Below are 18497 nucleotides of genomic sequence, written 5' to 3' on the forward strand. Positions count from 1 at the left end.
CAAAAATCAGATTTAACTCCACCGCCTCTTTGTAGCCGGAGATGATGCCGCTGGCAAAATTGCCGGCTTCTGCGGAGAGTTCCCCCAGAATACGGTCGATTTCCGCTTGCTCTTGGGAGAGCAACACACGAACCTCATTGTTTGCCTCTACAACCGCCATCGGTTCGACGAACACCGTCGCACCGGAAGAAGAGGTGTCGTGCACCAATCCCGGCACGTCACCTCGGCATTCTGCTTTGACGGGCACAACAAAGCGGCCGTCACGCATCGTGATGATCGGGTCCTGTAGGTACTTCTGCGTCACAGGAGAACGCACCATTTTTTCCAGCTGTTCTCTTGCACGAGAAGAAGCGGAACGAATTTTCCTCCGGATCGTTGCCAACTGTGGAGAAGCACTGTCCGCCATCTCCTCTTCGGAAAGAATCGCATGGTTGATCCGTTCCTCCAGATATTTATTCGGCATAATTGCGTCAAATCGATCGTCGAGGATACTTTTGACGCCTTCACTTTTACTGCGCCAATCCACAATTCCACGCAAAGTCCGCAGAACCATCGAAATTCGCAGTAACTCGCCCATATTGAGCGTTCCTCCCGCTTCTGCACGGCGCAGGGAATTCGAAACGTCTTTGAGACCTCCAAAGGACGGCGCTCCAAAACGCGCCATCATCGTGTGGGCCTCGTCCGTCTCCGTTAAAAGGCGTTTGACCTGTGAGAGCGACGTAGCAGGGCGAAGATTTACCGCCAATTCCGCCGCCGCATCACAAGCTGTCTCTTCCGCCAAAAGATGTAATATTTTATCCAGCTCCAAAGCCTTCAAATGTCGTTGTACTGTTTCACTCATGGTAGTTCCTCTTTATTGTCCTCGCCCGCCCTTTTTATCATCGTTACATGCGGGCAGTATTCGTCCAAATAGGGTTCTCCTATGGCGTGGTAACCAATGGTTTCATAAAATCCGCGTGCACGCACCTGGGCGGATAACATAAATGAAGCCGCGCCATGTTGCCGCGCAATCTCTTCCAGTTTCCGTACAACCAGCGCGCCAATCCCCTGGCCACGGTAGGGTTTCCGAACCGCCACGCGGCCAATTGTCCAAGCATGGGTCTCTCCCTGCGCTGGAAACGTACGGCCAGTCGCAATGGCATGTTCATCTTTCCATAAGACCACATGCCAAGCTTCCGCATCCATCGCATCAAATTCATTGTGGAAACCCTGTTCCTCTACAAATACGGTCTGACGGATCTGTTTCGCCTCCGGATTTTCCGTCAACCCTCTTGTACATCGATTGGTAATCATGTCATTCCCGTCCTTTGTCGGTATTCGTCCCTAGAAAAACAACGCTACGAAGTATCATTCGATTTTAGGAGTCCTGCGGTGGATTGCCCACGGCTGCCATTGCCCCTGGTTCCGCCTGGTGATAAAAATCCAGGGTTGGAAAGCTACGCCCCAAGGTGCTGAGAACATAAGCCTCACTGGCACGCGCCACCTGCCATAGGCCCGCTTGTGGCAAACGAAACGCAAACAGTTTATCAAAATCTGCATATACCGTGTGCCGCAATGCTGTCAGAGCACCGGTGGAAAGCGGAAGAGCGGGTTCCGTTATCTGAGAGTAACAGGAATTGCAATAGAGCGTACCACTTCGCGGCAGAAATAACATCGTTTCCGCCTCATAGCAGGCACAACCGGCGCAACAGACCAGGTCGGGCATGTAACCCGCCAAGGACAACATCCGCATTTCCACCGCCGCCTTGATAAGCAGATGTGGGCGGGTTGCTTTTGATAAGTAGAAAAAAGCCCGCAAAAGCAGACGCAAAAAATCCCCTGCCCCAGCCTCCTGTGGAGCCAACGCACCGGCGAGCTCACAGAAATACTGGGCAAGGGACAGGCTCCCGATGTCGCGCCGCAAGTCAAAAAAGACCTCCACCGGCTGTGCATCGTCGATTATGTACTTGTCCCGCCCCTTATAGATGAGGAAGCGGGAATAACAAAGCAACTGGGTTGCGGAGAGCTTGCTACTGCGAAGTAGCTTAGCCCTCCGCGCAAAAGCACGCAACACGCCTTCCTCTCTGGTGAGCACCGTAATCAGCCGGTCGCTCTCACCCACCTGCCGCTCCATAATCACCAGGCCGTCTGTATCGATCTGCATGGGAATCCTCCTGTTGCGCGGTGTTCTGCTGTTTGCATTGGGTATAGATCAGATAGTCCTGTACGCGGCCCGTCTGCGTAAAGCAGGACCACGCCGCCTGCTCGTCATAGTCGTCCATTCCGTTCGCCCCTTTTCCAAGCAATCTTCACGCAATTCCTCTTCTCCATAATACCGGGATTTGCGGAACCTGTTCATGTTTACTATGTGCAAAAGGACATACGGGTATGAACGGTAATATTTGTTAGAATCGATCGAATTATGTGTCGAAACTGCTGCTGTCATAACCAAGGCTGCGCAAAACCGCAGCGCTATTGCGCCAGCCTTCCTTTACCTTGACCCAGAGCTGCAAATTGATCTTACAACCAAAAAAGCGTTCCATATCCTCACGGGCATAAGTGCCCACCTTTTTCAGCATGGAACCGCCCTTTCCAATGATGATTCCCTTATGGGAATCGCGCTCGCAAAAGATGGTTGCATGGATCTCTGTGACGCCGTTTTCCTGCTCGCGCATCCGCTCCACTGCAACCGCCACGCCATGGGGGATCTCCTTATCCAACAATCGAAGTAACTTTTCCCGAATAATCTCCCCGGCCAAAACACGTTCAGGCTGATCGGTCAGTGTATCGTCGTCGAAAAAGTGGCCGCCGGGCATAGCGAGCTTTTTGAGCTCGTCCATCAGGATGCGCACACCGTCTCCATCCTGAGCCGAGACCGGCACTACAGCTTCAAACGAAAAAAGTCCGGAAAGCTCTGCAATCTGTGCCATCAGGACACTTTTTTCTTGTAAAAGGTCGATCTTGTTGATCGCCAATACAGCGGGCATCTCCAAAGATCGAAATTTTGCAATCAGATCGAGGTCTGCTGGGGATATTTTCTGCCCAGCTTCCACCACCAACAGGCACGCATCCACGCCAGAGACAGACTCTGTCACAGAACGCACCATATAGTCCCCCAACCGATTGCGCGGTTTCATCAGACCGGGCGTATCAATAAATACCAGCTGGTCGGCCTCTTCGGTCAACACACCCATGATGCGTGTGCGGGTCGTCTGAGGCTTGCTGGATACAATCGCCACCTTTTGTCCCAACATCCGATTCAAAAGCGAGCTCTTTCCTACATTCGGCCGGCCCACAATCGCAATAAATGCAGTCCGGTCGCCGGTCCGCACGGTTCCCTGTTCCATCTGATTCCTATTTCCTTTCTGCCGCCATTAATGCGTCCAAGGTAACTTTTTTTTGCGAAAAAAGTCCCGGATGCCGAGCGGTCCTGCCAGAATATACACCACTGCCACACCCATGCTTGCGAAAAGCACAGCGATCATAGCAGGGTTGTCCAAAAAATAGCGCCAGATGCGCAGGAAAGCGGCAGGCTGCCAAAACAGGCATACCCCCACTCCCACGGCAAACCCGGCGCAGATCAGCACGCCACCCGCCGCCATATCCTTTACAATCCGTACCACCGGGTGAAAGCTGGGTGCCACAAGGTCGCAAAGCTCCTCCGCCACGGTGTTAAAGGTCTCCGCCATCAAGACAAGAGCGAATGTGACCAGTAAAATGGCATAACGCGCGCGTGACATTTCAAAGAAGGGTGAAAAAGCCAATACATACAGCACGGCCACTGTATGTATCCGCATATTTCGTTCGTTATTGATACAGTAAACAATGCCCCGCAGGGCATATTTCAGGCTTTTAACAAACCGCAAGTTTACTCCTCATCCTCATCCAAAACATAACTGCTGGAAGCAGGCAAACCGAGTTGTGTCATGACCTGCTCTTCTTTTTCACGCATACGCACACGATCCATTCCACCGCGCTCATGATCGTATCCCAACAGATGCAACATCGAGTGCGCTGTGAGATAACCGACCTCACGATCCAGCCCATGGCCGTAGCAGTCCGCCTGTTCCACCGCTTTTTCCATGGAGATTACAATGTCCCCCAATATCTTTGCGCCAGTGGCGTGGTTCTCATCATAGACGCCGTTCTCCCCCATCGGGAATGAGAGAACGTCTGTGGGCATATCCTTATTGCGATACTGCTTATTCAGCTGCTGAATCTGTTTGTTATCCACAAACGTCACGCTGATTTCAGCGGGCTCGCTAAACCCCTCCATACGCAGCACTGCATTGCAGCAGCGGCGCACCAACATACGCAGGCCCGTGGGGATCTTTACTGCTTTTTGCCGATTGTCGATGATAACTCTGACTTTTTCCATGATAGCTAACGCCTGCCTTCCTGATATTTTTCATAAGCTTTGATAATGTCCTGCACCAAACGGTGGCGAACCACATCCTTTTCGTTAAAGGTAACTTGGGCGATGTCGTCCACGTTGCGCAAGATTTTAATGGCTTCTTTCAAGCCCGAATGGCGGCCATCCGGGAGGTCGATCTGCGTGACGTCACCGGTAATGACCATTTTGGAGCCAAAGCCCAGGCGGGTCAAGAACATTTTCATCTGTTCCGGCGTGGTGTTTTGCGCCTCGTCCAGAATGATGAAGCTGTCGTCCAATGTCCTTCCGCGCATATAAGCCAACGGGGCAACCTCGATGTTGCCGCGCTCCACATACCGCTGATAGGTTTCCGCCCCTAACATATCAAACAAAGCATCATACAGGGGCCGCAGATAGGGGTCCACCTTCTGCTGCAGATCACCGGGTAAAAAGCCCAGTTTCTCGCCCGCCTCCACCGCTGGGCGGGTGAGGATGATTCGGTTCACCTGCTGCGCACGAAACGCTGTGACGGCCAGCGCTACAGCCAGGTAGGTCTTTCCAGTACCCGCTGGTCCGACGCCGATCGTGATGGTATTTTCCTTAATCGCACTGCAATATTTTTTCTGGCCCAAGGTTTTAGGCTTCACGGGCTTCCCTTTAGAAGTGACACAGATACAGTCCCCTGCAAGGGACTCAATCTTTTCTTCCGTCCCCTCATTGACCAATGCAATGCAATACCGCACATTTTGCTCGCTCAATGCCTCGCCACGGTTAATCAGGGTCAGGAGGCTCTCAATAACACGAACGGCCTTTGCCACATTCTCCGGCTCGCCGCTCACTTTGATCTCTGATCCCCGTCCAACCACATTGACAGCATATTCATTTTCAATCAACTTAATATTCTCGTCGAAGCTACCGAAGAGTGCTACAGCCTGCTCCATCCGGTCAATATTGATTCTTTGCTCAAACATTCTTAAATCTCCAACTGGGCACGGAAAATTTCCATGGTTTTTACCCCCGTGCCACTGCTTTCCACACCTATCAGAATAAATTGATTATAGCACACATAAATTCGTTCGTCATTAATTTGACCGCAAAATTCATAAAAAAATCAAGATTGCAGAAAAACTTCGGACTCGACGCCGATATTCTCTTCGCAATTCACATCCACGCGATAGTAAAGAACCCCATCCCGTACCTCTACGGTCTCCTGCTGCGCGGTTATCGTTGCATCCCCCAGCTGCTCCTTCTGTTGGATTGCCACTTCCTCGCGGGCCTTTTGGAGCGCTTCTTCTTGGGACATCGGCACAACCTGGCGCATCTCTTCAATCCAGTTTTCTTTATAAAAGGAGACGGGCAACAAGGAATCCATTACCTTGAGACGAACCTGCTCTGCCTCAAGGCGGTAAGTACCGTCCGGTTTTCCAGTAAAACTCAGCGGTATCCGCAGCCCAAATACGGTGGCGCTTCGGCGAGTCACAATATGCCCGGTTTCCTGCGCAATCTCCTTTTGCATCTCGACTTGCGTGGTGAAGGTATGCTGCGTCGCCGCGATAATTTTCCCCGCCGCATGTTTCAATGTGTTTCCGCCATAGGTGTCCTCGACAACGGCATTCAGGAGTAATTGCCCCTCTACAACCGCGTCGCCCTCTTTTACCTCCGGCGTACCGGCATAGACCTCCATATAAAGAATCTGTCCCGTCGCCTTTGCCAAAATATTACATGCACGTTTATTGGCCTCCAAATCCGGCTTCTCGGAAAGCTCCTCCAACTCAATGCGGATTAAACATCCAGAAGTATTGACCGACAACCAACTTGTCTGTGGGAACGCGTTCATCAATTGCTCTTGTAAAAGCTTCGCCTGTATATCCTTCTTCCATACGCCGGGCTTTAATCCCAGTTCAGACGCTACGGATTCAATCTGTGCGGTTGGAATTCCCACATTCCCTGAAACCTCTACGCTCCAAACGTGCAGGGAGAGTATCTGAACAAGCAGAAATGCGAGAATTGCCCCCACCACCAGCCCCTTTCGCCGGCGCAGGAAGGCCAGGCGAAAGGGCAGCCCCCGGCGTTCTCTTACCTTCAGGACGCATTTGGTCTTTCTGGCAGACGGCAAGAGATGCCGGTAGCCACCTGCCAAAATGCAGGCTGTAAAGTCCTCCTTTTTCTCAATATTCCAAAGGCTGATCCCACTGCGCGCACATTGGTTCAAAAACGGTTCCGGTGCACCATGTATGGAAAAGCGGACGGTACCCATCACCCAGCGAAGAGCATGTAATACGACCACGCACAATCCTTCCTTTCCAAGTTTGGGTGTGTTACGAGAGAAACTCAATCCCTGTGATGAACCCCTCCACCACCAGAGAATCCGCGGTTAGGCACCGGATCACCAAGCAACGTCCTGTAAAGCGGAGTGTCATTCTCCCTGCACGAACACGCACGACGTCTGTGTCGTATTCCAACACACCCCGGCATCCCTCCACAACGACCTCTCGATTCCCTTTGATTTCCATATATGAGGACATGGGGAGGCTATTCCCTTTGTGTATTCGCTTATTTTCCGCTTTTTTCTCCGCCAATCGGCCTCACCCCAAACACGTGTTTTCCTGTTGTACTCTCATAAACGTATGCGTCCAAACGTACAAATAAAACTTCCCATACAAAAAAGTCCCCTCTTTGGGTCTGAACTGTGCGTAAACGCTCATATGATTGGGACGAACCTGTTTAACAAGGGAGGCCCTCTTCATGAAAAAAAGCCTTTTGCATCTATTTCTACCCGCAAGTGTGCTCTGCGCTGCCTGTGCATTGCTCTTCTACCCTGCTCAAGCTGCGGCTGGGGCGAAACGTGGGATTGGGTATTGCATAGACATTTTGATTCCCTCCCTCTTCCCCTTTATGGCCCTATCCGTATTCGTCGTAAAGTCCGGCCTTTCTGCCTCCCTTGGACGCCTTGCGGCAGGCCCGTGCCGCCTATTCTTTGGACTCCCAGGCAGCGCAGCAGCGGCGATTCTGATGAGTATGGTGGGAGGATATCCGGTTGGGGCGCGTGCTGTCGCTGCACTTTGTCAGGAAGGGGAAATCACGCCCAAAGAGGCCGCCCGTATGCTTTGCTTTTGTGTCAATTCCGGGCCTGCATTTGTCCTCAGTGTGGTGGGAATGGGCCTTCTTCACAATCCACAGGCGGGGGTAATTCTTCTAGTGTCCCAGCTCTCCGCTTCCCTACTGCTGGGCGGCTTGTGCAGCATTGGCGTTTCACGCAGACGGCAGGGCCAGGCCATTCCCTCAAAAAGATTGGATGCCGCGCAAGCCTTGATCGGTTCTGCTTCCGATGCAGCCCGTTCCATGCTCTCTATGTGTTGTTTTGTGATTCTGTTCGCTGTTTTACTAGATCTTTTGCGGGTATTTGTCACCTCTCCCACGGTATCCATGCTTCTTTCCATCTTGCTGGAAGTGACTGGCGGATGCAGCGATGCGGCGCAGCAAAATCTTCCTCTGTGGATTCTCTCCTTCACAATTGGATGGGGCGGCATCTGTGTACATTTTCAAATTCTTTCTTCGGTTTCCGGTATCCCCATCCGTATGCCCCGCTTTATGCTGTTCCGTCTGCTACACGGCCTCCTGGCCGGCGGTATCACCTTCGGCCTGTGCATGCTTTTTCCCGACGCCGCGCCGGTTTTTGGCAACACAACCGCCCCTCTCCGCGGTACCTTAGTCGGTTCTGTTCCAGCCGCTGCGGCCATTGTCGGCCTGTGTATCCTTCTTCTATTGCAATGCCGGAAAGGGAATTCGATGGAAACCGCAAAGGAATAGTGGAATTTTTATTAAAATTCTGCTATAATAGTTAGCCCACGGTATAAGCCCTGTGGGATACCATTGAAGGAGATACGAAATATGGCTTGGAAAGGGATCAAACAGTTTTTTCGCAAGGATATAGAGGTTCGCTGTGAATACTGCATACACAGCTCCGACTTCGATGGAGCCTGTGTTTGTCAATTGGGAAAATATCGAACTCCGGAAGGAGACTGCCGCAAATTTGCGTATGACCCGCTCAAACGTACCCCTCAGAATCTTCCCCCTCTGCGTGAATATGATCCGGAGGATTTCAAGCTATAATCCGAATACCCGGCTTCCCTGGATGTCCTACTGCCGGGGACGCCGGGTATTTTACAAATGAGGAAGGAAATCGAACATGGACAAGCCAACCAGAGAACACAACGATTATCACATTCGCTTCGCCCAAGAAGCGGATATTCCAGCAATTTTAGGTTTTATTCGCGCGCTGGCCGACTATGAACACATGTCCGATCAAGTCGTCGCCAACAGCGCCCTTCTTCGGGAGTGGCTATTTGAAAAGAAGAAGGCAGAGGTTTTGATCGGCGAGGAATGTGGAGTACCCGTCGGCTTTGCCCTCTTCTTTCACAATTTTTCCACCTTTTTAGGGCGTGCTGGGATCTATCTCGAGGATCTGTTTGTGCTGCCGGAAAAGCGTGGAAACGGGTATGGAAAAGCCCTTTTAGAGCGGCTCGCCGCCCTTACCGTTTCACGTGGTTGCGGACGGCTGGAATGGAGTTGTTTAGACTGGAATCAGCCGAGCATTAAATTTTACCGTTCAATGGGTGCAACCCCCATGAGCGAATGGACCACCTACCGGCTTACTGGCGACACCCTACGCTCTATTGCACGTCAGAGCGCCTCACAACGCCTGGAAATTCGCCCTCTTGAGGAACCGCTGTTTGAAGAATATGGACGTATGCATGCCCTTACCTGGCGTTCCGCCTACCGCGGTATTCTGCCGGACGCGTTTCTCGCTGAAGAGTATACGCCGGAAAAGCGAACCGCCGCTCTTCGTGAGTTTTGGAAAGCTCGCACCAACGAGTCCTTTTATCTCGTCTATGTAGATGGCGCTCCCGGTGGCATGCTGGCCTTCTGTCCCACAGAGAATCCTTTTGTGGGGGATGTCAAAGCCCTGTATCTTCTTCCAGAATTTCAAGGGCAGGGGTTCGGCCGGATATTGATGGACCGGGCACTGGCAGAACTCAAATCGTTGGGTTGCCGTGAGGCGGTCCTCTGGGTTCTCGAAGAAAATCAGCGGGCGCGCGCTTTCTATGAGCATTGCGGATTTCTTGCCGACGAAGGCCGTCAAGAGCTTACTCTAGGAAAACCGGTCCTTGTCGTACGTTATCGCAGACAAATTGCGTAGATGCATTGCATTTTTTGCATGGCATTGGTATAATAAAGACAAATTGGAGAAAATTTATCTACAATAAAAGGGACCGCTCATGTTGCTGTCCCTTTGGAGGAATTCTTATGCTGGAATTAAAAAATATTTCTCTCAACCTTGCAAATAGCAAGGACATTTTAAACAATGTTTCTCTCAATGTAGAGAGTGGAAAATTTGTCGTAATCACTGGACCAAACGGCGGTGGAAAATCCACACTGGCTAAGGTGGTTGCCGGTATTTTTAAGCCCACGTCCGGCCAGATCCTTTTTGACGGCCAAGACATTACCAACACCAGTATCACCCATCGCGCGCGCATCGGCATCAGCTATGCGTTCCAACAGCCAGTCCGTTTCAAGGGAATTAAGGTTCGCGATCTCATCACATTGGCCGCTGGACGGGAACTGACCACCTCTGGGGTATGCGAATATCTCTCAGAAGTGGGCCTCTGCGCACGGGACTATGTGGACCGCGAGGTCAATGCAAGTCTTTCCGGCGGCGAAATCAAACGAATTGAGATCGCTATGGTTATGGCGCGCGGGACGAAGCTTTCCATTTTTGACGAGCCGGAAGCCGGAATCGACCTTTGGAGTTTCCAAAATCTGATCCAAGTATTTCGCAAACTGCACGACGGTATCCACGGTTCTTCCATCATCATCATCTCCCATCAGGAGCGTATTATGGAGATTGCTGATGAAATCATCGTCCTTTCCAATGGAAAAGTCTTGACACAGGGTACGCGCGACGAAGTATTGCCAAAGCTGCTGGGTGGAACGGATACCTGCCATTTCTGCCCAAGAGAGGAGGGTGTATAATGGACAACATCGCCAAAAAATTGTTGGAACTGGTTGCAGATTGGAAGGGAGAACCGACCAAGTCTGCCTTTAATATCCGTGAAGACACGGAGTGCGCTGGCAGGCAGAATACAGAAAATGTCCGCATCGAAACCAAAACAGACCGCCCCGGTATTGACATCATCGTCAAAAACAACACCAAGGGCGAAAAGATATACATTCCTGCACTCGTGACACACAGTGGGGTTAAAGATTTGGTATACAATGATTTTTATATCGGAGAAAATGCGGATGTCACGATTGTCGCTGGTTGCGGCGTCAATACCGATGGCTGTGACGGGGCTGAACACAACGGTATCCATCGCTTCTTCTTGGAAAAGAATGCACGGGTTGTCTATGTAGAAAAGCACATTGGTATGGGCGAAGGCACCGGTGAACGCATCATCAATCCGCAGACATATATTGAAGCGGCCGAAGGAAGTTACATGGAAATGGAAACCACTCAGATCAAAGGAGTGGATTCCACCAAACGCTTTTCCAAAGCTGTTTTACAGGACCGTGCAAAATTGGTCATTAAAGAAAAGATTATGACCCATGGTAAACAGTACGCCGAGACAAGCTTTGAAGTAGACCTGAATGGAACGGATTCCAGCGCGCATCTCGTCTCCCGCTCGGTTGCGCGGGACGATTCCAAACAGCTCTTTTTGTCCAAGGTCAACGGCAATGCTAAATGTGCTGGGCACTCGGAGTGTGACGCAATCATCATGGACAACGGTTCTGTGAGCGCTATTCCGGAGATCAGCGCCAACTGCGTGGATGCCGCCTTGATTCATGAAGCAGCCATTGGGAAAATTGCCGGGGAACAGCTTATCAAACTTATGACGCTTGGGTTAACCGAAAAAGAGGCGGAAACTCGTATCGTTGAAGGATTCTTAGAATAATTTATTTGTTTATTCAATAAAGATACCATTGAATGTTCTTGCTTTACATTCGATGGTATCTTCTATTTTTTGCGCGTAATTAACCTTTTCTTTCCATAAAATGCACAAATCCCGTCCTTTTCCTGTATATTATTCATAGTAATATCTTGAATATTTCCAAATTTTAGTGTAAAATAGTTCTGTCGATTATATCCTTAACTGGTTTTAAAGGTGTAGAACAGAACAAGGGAAATGTGGTGAAGATATGGATATTTCCGGTCTGTGGATCGATCAAGAAATCGTGCTCGATTGTCTGATCTCCGTACATTATTATGAATATACGCGAGATTTTGCTTCTCCTAAAGTCACATACAGCCACTGGGAGTTTCTCTATGTAGACAATGGAGAGGTAGAGGTGACCGTTGAGAACGCAACATACCTTCTGCGCAAAGGTGACATCATTTTTCATAAGCCCGAGGAGACGCATAGTGTGTCTGTCCGAGGGATACATAATCCCCATCTCATCATGGTGAACTTCGGATGCCATTCTCCAGCAATGCGTTTCTTTGAGCGCAAAATATTGCGTGTCAGTGATTCCGAAAGCCTTCTGTTGGCTACGATGATCCGCGAGGCACGTAATGCGTTCGCTACCCCCTTGGATGCCCCCAAAGCAAATTCACTGGAGCGGCGCGATAATGCTCCATTTGGCGCCGAACAGCTGATTCGAATCAGTTTGGAACAGATGCTGATCGATCTGATCCGAAAGGGAAATGTGGTCAATCCCAATCTGAAGATTTCCTCTTCCATCCGAGAGAAGGCCAATCAGGACATCTTCACCAAGATCATCACCTATTTGGGAAGCAATGTACATCGCAGCCTCACCCTGGACGACGTTTGCCAGGATAACCTCATCGGACGTTCCAACCTTCAAAAAATGTTTCGCGCTAAAACCGGCGGCGGTGTAATGGAATACTTTTGCCGGCTAAAAATTGAGGCCGCCAAGCGTCTCATCCGGCAAGGTGGGCAAAATTTTACTGAAATCGCACATGCTTTGGGCTTCTCAACCATTCATTATTTTTCCCGACGGTTTAAGGCCGTCACCGGTATGACGCCAACAGAATATGCATCCTCGGTCAAATTGCGCGCCGAAGAGGATGTTCCTGTTTAACCTTTTCCTTCGCATATGATTTGCCTGTTCCTTTTTCCATTGTATATTTTTTCCGCCTTTTCAAACAATAGGAGTATATCTTCTTTGTGGAAGGGCGGTTTTCTTATGAATTCAGAAGTACACTTCAAAGCGCATAGAATTGCGATCGAGAAGGAGGGAATTTTCCTATGACCGATTCCCTCTGGGTAAAAACGACAGAACTTCCCAGTTATCCTCCACTGCGTGAAGAAATCCGTGCCGATGTCGCCGTCATCGGCGGCGGTATGGCTGGAATATTAACCGCCACCTTTTTGGCTAAAGCGGGACTGCACCCCGTAGTTTTAGAGGCAGAGCAAGTTGGAAGTGGGCAGACCAAAAATACCACTGCAAAAATTACCTCTCAACACGGCCTTCTCTATGCACATCTAATTGAGCAGTTTGGAGAAGACCTTGCGCAACAATATGCCCATGCCAATCAACAAGCCGTGTCACAATATCGCACGTTGATCGCCGAACAGGACATCGACTGCGCATTCACCCTATCCCCCGCCTATTTATACTCCACCTTAGCGGAGGAACCTCTTGTGCAAGAGGCACAAGCCGCCCGGCGGTTAGGAATCGATGCGAGCTTTACACGACATACAGAACTCCCCTTCTCCGTCCGTGCAGCGCTCCGATTTGATGGACAGGGCCATTTTCATCCTTTGCACTTTTTAAAAGCTCTCTTATCCTCTTTGGAAATTTATGAACACACCCCTGTTCTGTCCATCGACCAAAACCAGCTTGTAACCCCACATGGGATTGTGAACGCAGAGGCGGTCGTCTTTGCTTGTCATTATCCTTTCATCAACTCCCCCGGTTACTATTTTATTCGGATGCATCAGGAGAGAAGTTATGTATTAGCATTGGAGAATGCCGGAAATATGGAGGGAATGTATCTGGGAATTGACGAAAGTGGACTTTCCTTTCGCCCTTATGGCACATATCTTCTGCTTGGAGGAGGAAGCCATCGATCTGGAGAAAATACCGCAGGTGGACGATACGAACGACTGCGCCGGTTGGCACAGCAGTATTGGCCGAAAAGCCGCGAGGTAGCCGCTTGGTCTGCACAGGATTGTATGACCTTAGATGGTATTCCTTATATCGGGCCATTTTCTTCTTCCACCCCGAATTGGTATGTCGCAACCGGATTCCAAAAATGGGGGATGACCAGCTCCATGGTAGCGGCACAGCTGTTGACCGATCAAATTTTAGGGCGTAAAAATCCGGATGCCGCTGTGTTTTCCCCTCAGCGATTTAAGCCATCTGCATCTGCCAAAATGCTGATTGAAGAAACCGCCCACGCCACAACGGGTCTGACGAAAACCTTCTTCGATCCGCCTCGTACCGAATTGGAAACTCTTCCAATAGGACACGGCGGCATTGTAGAATACAATGGTCAAAAGGCGGGGATATACAAGGATGAAAAAGGGGAAATCTTTGTCGTATCTGTGAAATGTCCACACCTGGGATGCCAATTGGAATGGAATCCGGACGAAAAAAGTTGGGACTGCCCTTGCCACGGGTCACGGTTTGACTATAAGGGAAATCTTTTGGATAATCCAGCACAAACGGATCTTCCGCACAGATAATTTCCAGCCTCGTTGCAAAAGCGGAACATCCAACAGGCCTTATTGCAGCAGAGTCACAAGGTTATGATGTCAACATCAATGGAAAAGACGAGATTGCCGATTTTATGTATGGGCATCCGGAGTCGGGCGCATTGGATAAATCGGTCAAGGCGCTTGATTTGTGCAGAAGTTTGGAGATAGTTACACCGAAGACTCCAGTGACTTTCAGGGGCACAGAACCGCAAGAAGGCTTTTTTCCCAAACCGGCCAGTATTATTCCCGGCGGTGAAGAAAGGATGCTTCCACAGGCGAATAACCGCCTGTTGGACCGCGATCAACTACATGGTGTTTATCCGGACCGTGAGGAGAGCTTGCGCCAAAAATACCGAAACCAGGAAGCAAATCCTGCCTATGTCGGCGCAACTATGTGGACCGGTATCCATAGCCGCGGTTATGGCAGTAAAATGAGTCTGACCGGTATTTGGGACCCGTATCGCCTGCCAAAATTCGCTTACTATGCATTCGAAAGCTAGCGTCCGGTTGAGAAGGACCCGTATCTGGAATTAAAAGGAGTCAAAACAAGCCCCTTCCCTGTTCATCGCCAGCTACTAGACCGAAGAGGCGCCGGTATTGGACAAGACAAAATATAATGAGCCATCCATTGGAATGAATGACGAACGAGAAATCTATGTATACAGCAATGCGGACAATGTAACTTTGACCGTAGAAAAGAATGGCGAGATTTTGTGGTCAGCAGAACATCAGAAACCGCTGATAAACGAAAACACAAAATGCCGCATGCTCCATTTGAGTTTTTAGACATTCCATATACCCCCGGTTCTACCTTGAAGGCGGTTGGTTATAAGGAAGAAGGTCGTATCATTGCTTCTTAGGAAGTGACGACCGCTGGAGAACCCGCACAAATTCAATTAGTCGCAGATTACGAAGGCGTTGATTTTGTCGCAGATGGTTCTGATTTAATCCGTGTTTACGTATATGTTCTGGAGCAGGACGGAAACCTCTGTCCAGAGACTGGAAATAAGATTCAGTTCCACACATCGGTCTATGCATCTGTCGGCGGCGAAGAAAAACGTGTTGGGTCGAATCCAGTGAATGCAGAGGCTGGTATTACGACTGTACCCTGCCGACGTTTCGAATATGGCAGATGCACAGCCAACAGTCGTGACTGCATTGAACATGCACAATGACCTTGTCATAGAAATAACTTCTGCATCCGGAACTGGCAAAAAACAGTATACGGTTCCTATCGACGGCGATTTCGACTAAAGTATGCAAACAGATTTGATACAGTAGATTGCTTTGTACCCGGTCACAATGGGGCGAATGGGTGGTATTATCAGGAACTTAACAAAAACACCGGTGAATGGGCCACTATTGCGGACAACAAAGCAAGCTATTATCAAGGATACGGCTTTTGGCGTGGACAAGAATATGGTGCAGAGTTGGTCCGGTATTTATCCATCCAGGCGATAAACATTTCAATTCAGTCAAAACCTTTATTGTGCCAAAAGCTGGTAAGGTAGAACTCACCTCTCATATTACCAGAGGGCCGTGTAAAAGTATTCATGATCAAAAACAATGTAAAATTGTGGCCATCGGATTCTAACGGCTTCATAATACAAAAAGGTTCAGAGGATCTCTCCCTGCATATTGCTCTTCAGAAAGGTGACGCCCTACAGTTTGTATTGGACACCAATGGAGATAATGGACAGGATGCAACTTATATGATTGCAACCGTTACCTATCAGGAGGCCGATCCGATAGAAGAACTGGTCATCTCTGGCCTGATACATTGGCAGCACCGGTTGGAGAACGATTGACCTCTGCCTATAGCGTTGCCGGAAAAAACGCAAATGGCGATATGATTATGGCATACCCGTATTCTGGAGCTTAAAAGATCCTTACAAAGGCATTAGCATTACGGATTTCTGAAGATGACGTTTTGTCCATTTCAACAGATGTAAACATAGGAACCTATGTACTGGTGGCTAAATCGGAGGAAATGGGCCTACTGGCAGAGAAATCCATAACAGTCGAAAGAACCTCTATCTTTTATCTCAGTAACCTTGGATGGGATTCCGAAACTCATTCAAGTGGAGCCCTGGTAAAAGGCCATCCGGTATATCGGGAAGGCAATCAGATGTCTTTCAATTCCCCGAATGGTAAGCCGGCTTTCGAAAAGGGAATTGGCATCGATTCAAATACCACCCTTGTTTTTGATGTAGAAGGCAAAAACTAGGAAACCTTTGAAGCATATATTGGCATCGATATGGCAGCCCCCAATAAAGATTACGGTGGTGGCGAAAGTATTTTCCGCATTTATAAGGATGGCAGGATGATTTATGAGAGTCCTGTTATGCAAAGGGATGACGACTGTATATATGTGAACCAGAATATCCACCGTGCGAAAGAAATCCAGCTTGAAGTATAGGTCAATGATAATCCAGAGGCAAAATACAACGGTTGGGCTGATTGGGCAGATGCAAAATTCGTGATGGAGGAACAAGTCGGAATCATTCCAAGCGTTATCAACGAAGATGGGGTTTTAGATGAAGATGATCTGTCCCAACTGCAGGATGTACTTCTCGGACGAATTCCATGGGAGGATAGTATGGTAACAGTAGCTGATATGAATAGAGATAGCCAACTTGATATTTTCGATCTGATATTGATAAAGCTAAAAATAGAATCCATCTCTGATTCCGAGTAATCTTCACTCTTTGGTGTCACCAATAAAACATCTTTAGGCGACACTATGCGAAGTAAGAAGTCACCGCCTCTTAACGTCTAATGTTTCATCCCACAAAAAAACGAAGCCCCTGCGCCGGTTTTCCCGGTGCAGGGGCTTTTGTCTGATATAGAGGATCTGCTGTAAAGAGGGCTGCTTCTTTAACTTTTATTATGGGAATCTTTCTCCTTACTGGTTTTCCAAAAGTCTTTTATTACTCCCATAGCAAAAATTTTCTCCCTACTCTTTTGATTTCTAACTGGGATAACGTTGTCCGGCCTATAGTTGCCGTGCAATGCAGGCTTTACATTCTGAAAGACTTGGCAATGTCGTATAGATACTCCTATTCTATCCCAACTTGTGTGTACTTTCACCCGGCAATGTATAATAACGTTTTGCTCTCTTACAGAAGCTTCCTGCTGACGGTCTCCAGCATTGTCTCCTGTATCTCCAACTGCACAATAATCGGATTTGTACCCAGACTTTGTAAAAACGATGGCCCAGCAGGGATTTCCGCGTTTACATTTGGAAACCGCCTGCTGGGCCATATCGGTGGAACGTCTCTGCCTGTACCTTCCTACATGTCCGGTCTCTCATTCCTCTTCTAAGAAACGGACCGAATGATATACATACACACTGGGAAAGTTACCGGTTCGAAGTATTGCACTTTTGGAAGTACCTGTTTCTATCTTGCCGATATACCGATCTGAGACATCCCATATTCTTTTTTGCTCTTACGAACTCTTATGCTACCGTTACCATGAAATGCAGTTTTACATCCTGGCCTTGCAGGGCCGTATAAGCACCCGCACCTCTGGCCCGGTGGACGCACAGCGTCTTCCACGCCTGCGGCGTCTCCTACGCAAGCTTTCTGCTATCGGCTGCCGGGTGCTTGATCGAATATGTACACGTTTATACCTTACACAAATTACCCGGCGTTCAGACAATGGTTACCGTGCAATGCAGTTTCGCATCCTGACCCGGCAGGGTAGTGTAAACGCCTGTGCTCCGGCACGGTGGACGCACAGCGTCTTCCGCGCCTACGGCGTTTCCTGCGCAAGCTTTCTGCTATCAGCTGCCGGGTGCTTGATCGAATATGTACACGTTTATACCTTACACAAATTGCCCAGCGTTCAGCCAATGGTTACCGTGCAATGCAGCTTCGCATCCTGACCCGGCAGGGTGGTGTAAACCTGTGCTCTGGCACGGTGGACGCACAGCGTCTTCCGCGCCTGCGGCGTCTCCTACGCAAACTTTCTGCTATCGGCTGCCGGGTGCTTGATCGAATATGTACACGTTTATATCTTACACAAATTACCCGGCGTTCAGACAATGGTTACCGTGCAATGCAGTTTCGCATTCTGGCCCGGCAGGGTGGTGTAAACGCCTGTGCTCTGGCACGGTGGACGCACAGCGCCTTTCGGCCTGCAATCTTTTGCTTCCTTTTGGAAATTCCCATACATTTTATCTTTCGCTTACATCCCAAGTACACAAAGTCTCAAAGCCGCAAAACCCCCGCTCCGGTTTCCCGGAGCGGGGATTCTGCTTTTTGCGAAAGAGGCTCCCTTCGCTCAATTTACTAAGATGTCCGCCAAGGATGGCTGGGCCATGCTCCTGTGGGTACACAGCGCCTTTCGAACCTTCGGCGTTTCCTGCAAAAGCGTGCTTCCGTCAACGGTTGCCCAATTAAATGGCTTGTGTCTTTTGC

The 18497-nt window shown here is 49.4% G+C and carries 22 protein-coding genes and 2 pseudogenes; 13 read left to right on the forward strand and 11 right to left on the reverse strand.

Features of this window, described 5'->3' with window-relative positions:
* The 10 genes and pseudogenes from B9Y59_RS15770 to B9Y59_RS10075 form a co-directional block, all read right to left on the reverse strand.
* Window positions 1–841, reverse strand: a pseudogene (locus B9Y59_RS15770) (endonuclease MutS2); the annotation flags it as partial.
* Window positions 838–1293, reverse strand: coding sequence for a GNAT family N-acetyltransferase (locus B9Y59_RS10040; RefSeq protein ID WP_085533230.1), 456 nt, complete (start codon window positions 1291–1293; stop codon window positions 838–840). The pseudogene B9Y59_RS15770 and the gene B9Y59_RS10040, both read right to left, overlap by 4 nt.
* Before the next feature lie 64 nt (window positions 1294–1357).
* Window positions 1358–2143 carry a DNA repair protein RecO gene (recO, locus tag B9Y59_RS10045; protein WP_085533232.1) on the reverse strand — a complete coding sequence of 262 codons (786 nt, stop codon included), beginning with the start codon at window positions 2141–2143 and terminating at the stop codon, window positions 1358–1360.
* On the reverse strand, window positions 2094–2261 hold the full coding sequence (locus B9Y59_RS15775; RefSeq protein WP_153802349.1) for a hypothetical protein: 168 nt from the start codon (window positions 2259–2261) through the stop codon (window positions 2094–2096). Before B9Y59_RS15775 ends, recO begins: the two co-directional genes overlap by 50 nt.
* A gap of 138 nt (window positions 2262–2399) precedes the next feature.
* A complete protein-coding gene (gene era, locus B9Y59_RS10050; protein ID WP_054324383.1) occupies window positions 2400–3326 on the reverse strand; it encodes a GTPase Era in 927 nt (308 codons plus the stop codon).
* A 27-nt stretch (window positions 3327–3353) separates the two neighbouring features.
* Entirely contained in the window at window positions 3354–3845 is a 492-nt protein-coding gene (locus tag B9Y59_RS10055; protein ID WP_085533234.1) for a diacylglycerol kinase family protein, read from the reverse strand.
* A gap of 2 nt (window positions 3846–3847) precedes the next feature.
* A complete protein-coding gene (gene ybeY, locus B9Y59_RS10060) occupies window positions 3848–4357 on the reverse strand; it encodes an rRNA maturation RNase YbeY (protein WP_054324385.1) in 510 nt (169 codons plus the stop codon).
* 5 nt (window positions 4358–4362) lie between these two features.
* Window positions 4363–5322, reverse strand: coding sequence for a PhoH family protein (locus B9Y59_RS10065; protein ID WP_085533236.1), 960 nt, complete (start codon window positions 5320–5322; stop codon window positions 4363–4365).
* Window positions 5323–5462: 140 nt separating this feature from the next.
* The gene (locus B9Y59_RS10070) at window positions 5463–6638 is read right to left on the reverse strand and encodes a sporulation protein YqfD (protein WP_054324386.1); all 1176 of its coding nucleotides are present in this window, start codon (window positions 6636–6638) and stop codon (window positions 5463–5465) included.
* A 31-nt stretch (window positions 6639–6669) separates the two neighbouring features.
* Complete coding sequence (locus tag B9Y59_RS10075) at window positions 6670–6876, reverse strand: YabP/YqfC family sporulation protein (protein WP_082402235.1); 207 nt, start codon at window positions 6874–6876, stop codon at window positions 6670–6672.
* Between the two features lie 220 nt (window positions 6877–7096).
* Between B9Y59_RS10075 and B9Y59_RS10080 the strand changes: the two genes are divergently transcribed.
* The 13 genes and pseudogenes from B9Y59_RS10080 to B9Y59_RS10145 all read left to right on the forward strand — a co-directional run bounded on the left by B9Y59_RS10080 (window position 7097) and on the right by B9Y59_RS10145 (window position 16771).
* Window positions 7097–8161 (forward strand): hypothetical protein, encoded by a 1065-nt coding sequence (locus B9Y59_RS10080; RefSeq protein ID WP_054324388.1) that lies wholly within the window; start codon window positions 7097–7099, stop codon window positions 8159–8161.
* Between the two features lie 81 nt (window positions 8162–8242).
* Complete coding sequence (locus tag B9Y59_RS10085) at window positions 8243–8464, forward strand: hypothetical protein (protein ID WP_054324389.1); 222 nt, start codon at window positions 8243–8245, stop codon at window positions 8462–8464.
* Window positions 8465–8540: 76 nt separating this feature from the next.
* The gene (locus B9Y59_RS16795; protein WP_158088997.1) at window positions 8541–9551 is read left to right on the forward strand and encodes a GNAT family N-acetyltransferase; all 1011 of its coding nucleotides are present in this window, start codon (window positions 8541–8543) and stop codon (window positions 9549–9551) included.
* A gap of 107 nt (window positions 9552–9658) precedes the next feature.
* Window positions 9659–10384 carry an ABC transporter ATP-binding protein gene (locus B9Y59_RS10095; protein ID WP_085533238.1) on the forward strand — a complete coding sequence of 242 codons (726 nt, stop codon included), beginning with the start codon at window positions 9659–9661 and terminating at the stop codon, window positions 10382–10384.
* Window positions 10384–11304, forward strand: a complete 921-nt coding sequence (locus tag B9Y59_RS10100; RefSeq protein WP_085533240.1) for a SufB/SufD family protein — start codon at window positions 10384–10386, stop codon at window positions 11302–11304. The genes B9Y59_RS10095 and B9Y59_RS10100 overlap by 1 nt, the downstream gene beginning before the upstream one ends.
* A gap of 244 nt (window positions 11305–11548) precedes the next feature.
* Window positions 11549–12451 carry an AraC family transcriptional regulator gene (locus tag B9Y59_RS10105; RefSeq protein ID WP_085533242.1) on the forward strand — a complete coding sequence of 301 codons (903 nt, stop codon included), beginning with the start codon at window positions 11549–11551 and terminating at the stop codon, window positions 12449–12451.
* A gap of 167 nt (window positions 12452–12618) precedes the next feature.
* Complete coding sequence (locus B9Y59_RS10110) at window positions 12619–14061, forward strand: FAD-dependent oxidoreductase (protein WP_085533244.1); 1443 nt, start codon at window positions 12619–12621, stop codon at window positions 14059–14061.
* Between the two features lie 104 nt (window positions 14062–14165).
* Window positions 14166–14573, forward strand: a complete 408-nt coding sequence (locus B9Y59_RS10115) for a hypothetical protein (RefSeq protein ID WP_085533246.1) — start codon at window positions 14166–14168, stop codon at window positions 14571–14573.
* A 97-nt stretch (window positions 14574–14670) separates the two neighbouring features.
* Window positions 14671–14859, forward strand: a complete 189-nt coding sequence (locus B9Y59_RS10120; RefSeq protein WP_085533248.1) for a hypothetical protein — start codon at window positions 14671–14673, stop codon at window positions 14857–14859.
* The gene (locus B9Y59_RS16800; RefSeq protein WP_442856181.1) at window positions 14832–14933 is read left to right on the forward strand and encodes a DUF4982 domain-containing protein; all 102 of its coding nucleotides are present in this window, start codon (window positions 14832–14834) and stop codon (window positions 14931–14933) included. Before B9Y59_RS10120 ends, B9Y59_RS16800 begins: the two co-directional genes overlap by 28 nt.
* 3 nt (window positions 14934–14936) lie before the next feature.
* Window positions 14937–15248 carry a hypothetical protein gene (locus B9Y59_RS10125; RefSeq protein WP_085533250.1) on the forward strand — a complete coding sequence of 104 codons (312 nt, stop codon included), beginning with the start codon at window positions 14937–14939 and terminating at the stop codon, window positions 15246–15248.
* A 1067-nt stretch (window positions 15249–16315) separates the two neighbouring features.
* A pseudogene (locus B9Y59_RS16805) lies at window positions 16316–16492 on the forward strand (NPCBM/NEW2 domain-containing protein); the annotation flags it as partial.
* 63 nt (window positions 16493–16555) lie between these two features.
* Complete coding sequence (locus tag B9Y59_RS10145; protein ID WP_085533254.1) at window positions 16556–16771, forward strand: dockerin type I domain-containing protein; 216 nt, start codon at window positions 16556–16558, stop codon at window positions 16769–16771.
* A gap of 1343 nt (window positions 16772–18114) precedes the next feature.
* On the opposite strand, the gene B9Y59_RS15785 is transcribed toward B9Y59_RS10145, so the two are convergent.
* Window positions 18115–18252, reverse strand: a complete 138-nt coding sequence (locus B9Y59_RS15785; protein WP_158088999.1) for a hypothetical protein — start codon at window positions 18250–18252, stop codon at window positions 18115–18117.
* Window positions 18253–18497 lie beyond the last annotated feature (245 nt).

It is taken from the genome of Anaeromassilibacillus sp. Marseille-P3371 (genome assembly GCF_900169665.1).
Classification (GTDB): Bacteria; Bacillota; Clostridia; order Oscillospirales; family Acutalibacteraceae; genus Anaeromassilibacillus.

Coding starts and splice junctions, on each gene's coding strand:
- B9Y59_RS10110 (WP_085533244.1), top strand. CDS start 12,619: ATGACCGATTCCCTCTGGGTAAAAACGACAGAACTTCCCAGTTATCCT.
- B9Y59_RS15785 (WP_158088999.1), bottom strand. CDS start 18,252: ATGTATGGGAATTTCCAAAAGGAAGCAAAAGATTGCAGGCCGAAAGGC.
- B9Y59_RS16800 (WP_442856181.1), top strand. CDS start 14,832: ATGCCGCATGCTCCATTTGAGTTTTTAGACATTCCATATACCCCCGGT.
- B9Y59_RS10040 (WP_085533230.1), bottom strand. CDS start 1,293: ATGATTACCAATCGATGTACAAGAGGGTTGACGGAAAATCCGGAGGCG.
- B9Y59_RS10115 (WP_085533246.1), top strand. CDS start 14,166: ATGTATGGGCATCCGGAGTCGGGCGCATTGGATAAATCGGTCAAGGCG.
- era (WP_054324383.1), bottom strand. CDS start 3,326: ATGGAACAGGGAACCGTGCGGACCGGCGACCGGACTGCATTTATTGCG.
- B9Y59_RS10085 (WP_054324389.1), top strand. CDS start 8,243: ATGGCTTGGAAAGGGATCAAACAGTTTTTTCGCAAGGATATAGAGGTT.
- B9Y59_RS10075 (WP_082402235.1), bottom strand. CDS start 6,876: ATGTCCTCATATATGGAAATCAAAGGGAATCGAGAGGTCGTTGTGGAG.
- B9Y59_RS16795 (WP_158088997.1), top strand. CDS start 8,541: ATGGACAAGCCAACCAGAGAACACAACGATTATCACATTCGCTTCGCC.
- B9Y59_RS10065 (WP_085533236.1), bottom strand. CDS start 5,322: ATGTTTGAGCAAAGAATCAATATTGACCGGATGGAGCAGGCTGTAGCA.
- ybeY (WP_054324385.1), bottom strand. CDS start 4,357: ATGGAAAAAGTCAGAGTTATCATCGACAATCGGCAAAAAGCAGTAAAG.
- B9Y59_RS10100 (WP_085533240.1), top strand. CDS start 10,384: ATGGACAACATCGCCAAAAAATTGTTGGAACTGGTTGCAGATTGGAAG.
- recO (WP_085533232.1), bottom strand. CDS start 2,143: ATGCAGATCGATACAGACGGCCTGGTGATTATGGAGCGGCAGGTGGGT.
- B9Y59_RS10145 (WP_085533254.1), top strand. CDS start 16,556: ATGGAGGAACAAGTCGGAATCATTCCAAGCGTTATCAACGAAGATGGG.
- B9Y59_RS10105 (WP_085533242.1), top strand. CDS start 11,549: ATGGATATTTCCGGTCTGTGGATCGATCAAGAAATCGTGCTCGATTGT.
- B9Y59_RS15775 (WP_153802349.1), bottom strand. CDS start 2,261: ATGGACGACTATGACGAGCAGGCGGCGTGGTCCTGCTTTACGCAGACG.
- B9Y59_RS10095 (WP_085533238.1), top strand. CDS start 9,659: ATGCTGGAATTAAAAAATATTTCTCTCAACCTTGCAAATAGCAAGGAC.
- B9Y59_RS10080 (WP_054324388.1), top strand. CDS start 7,097: ATGAAAAAAAGCCTTTTGCATCTATTTCTACCCGCAAGTGTGCTCTGC.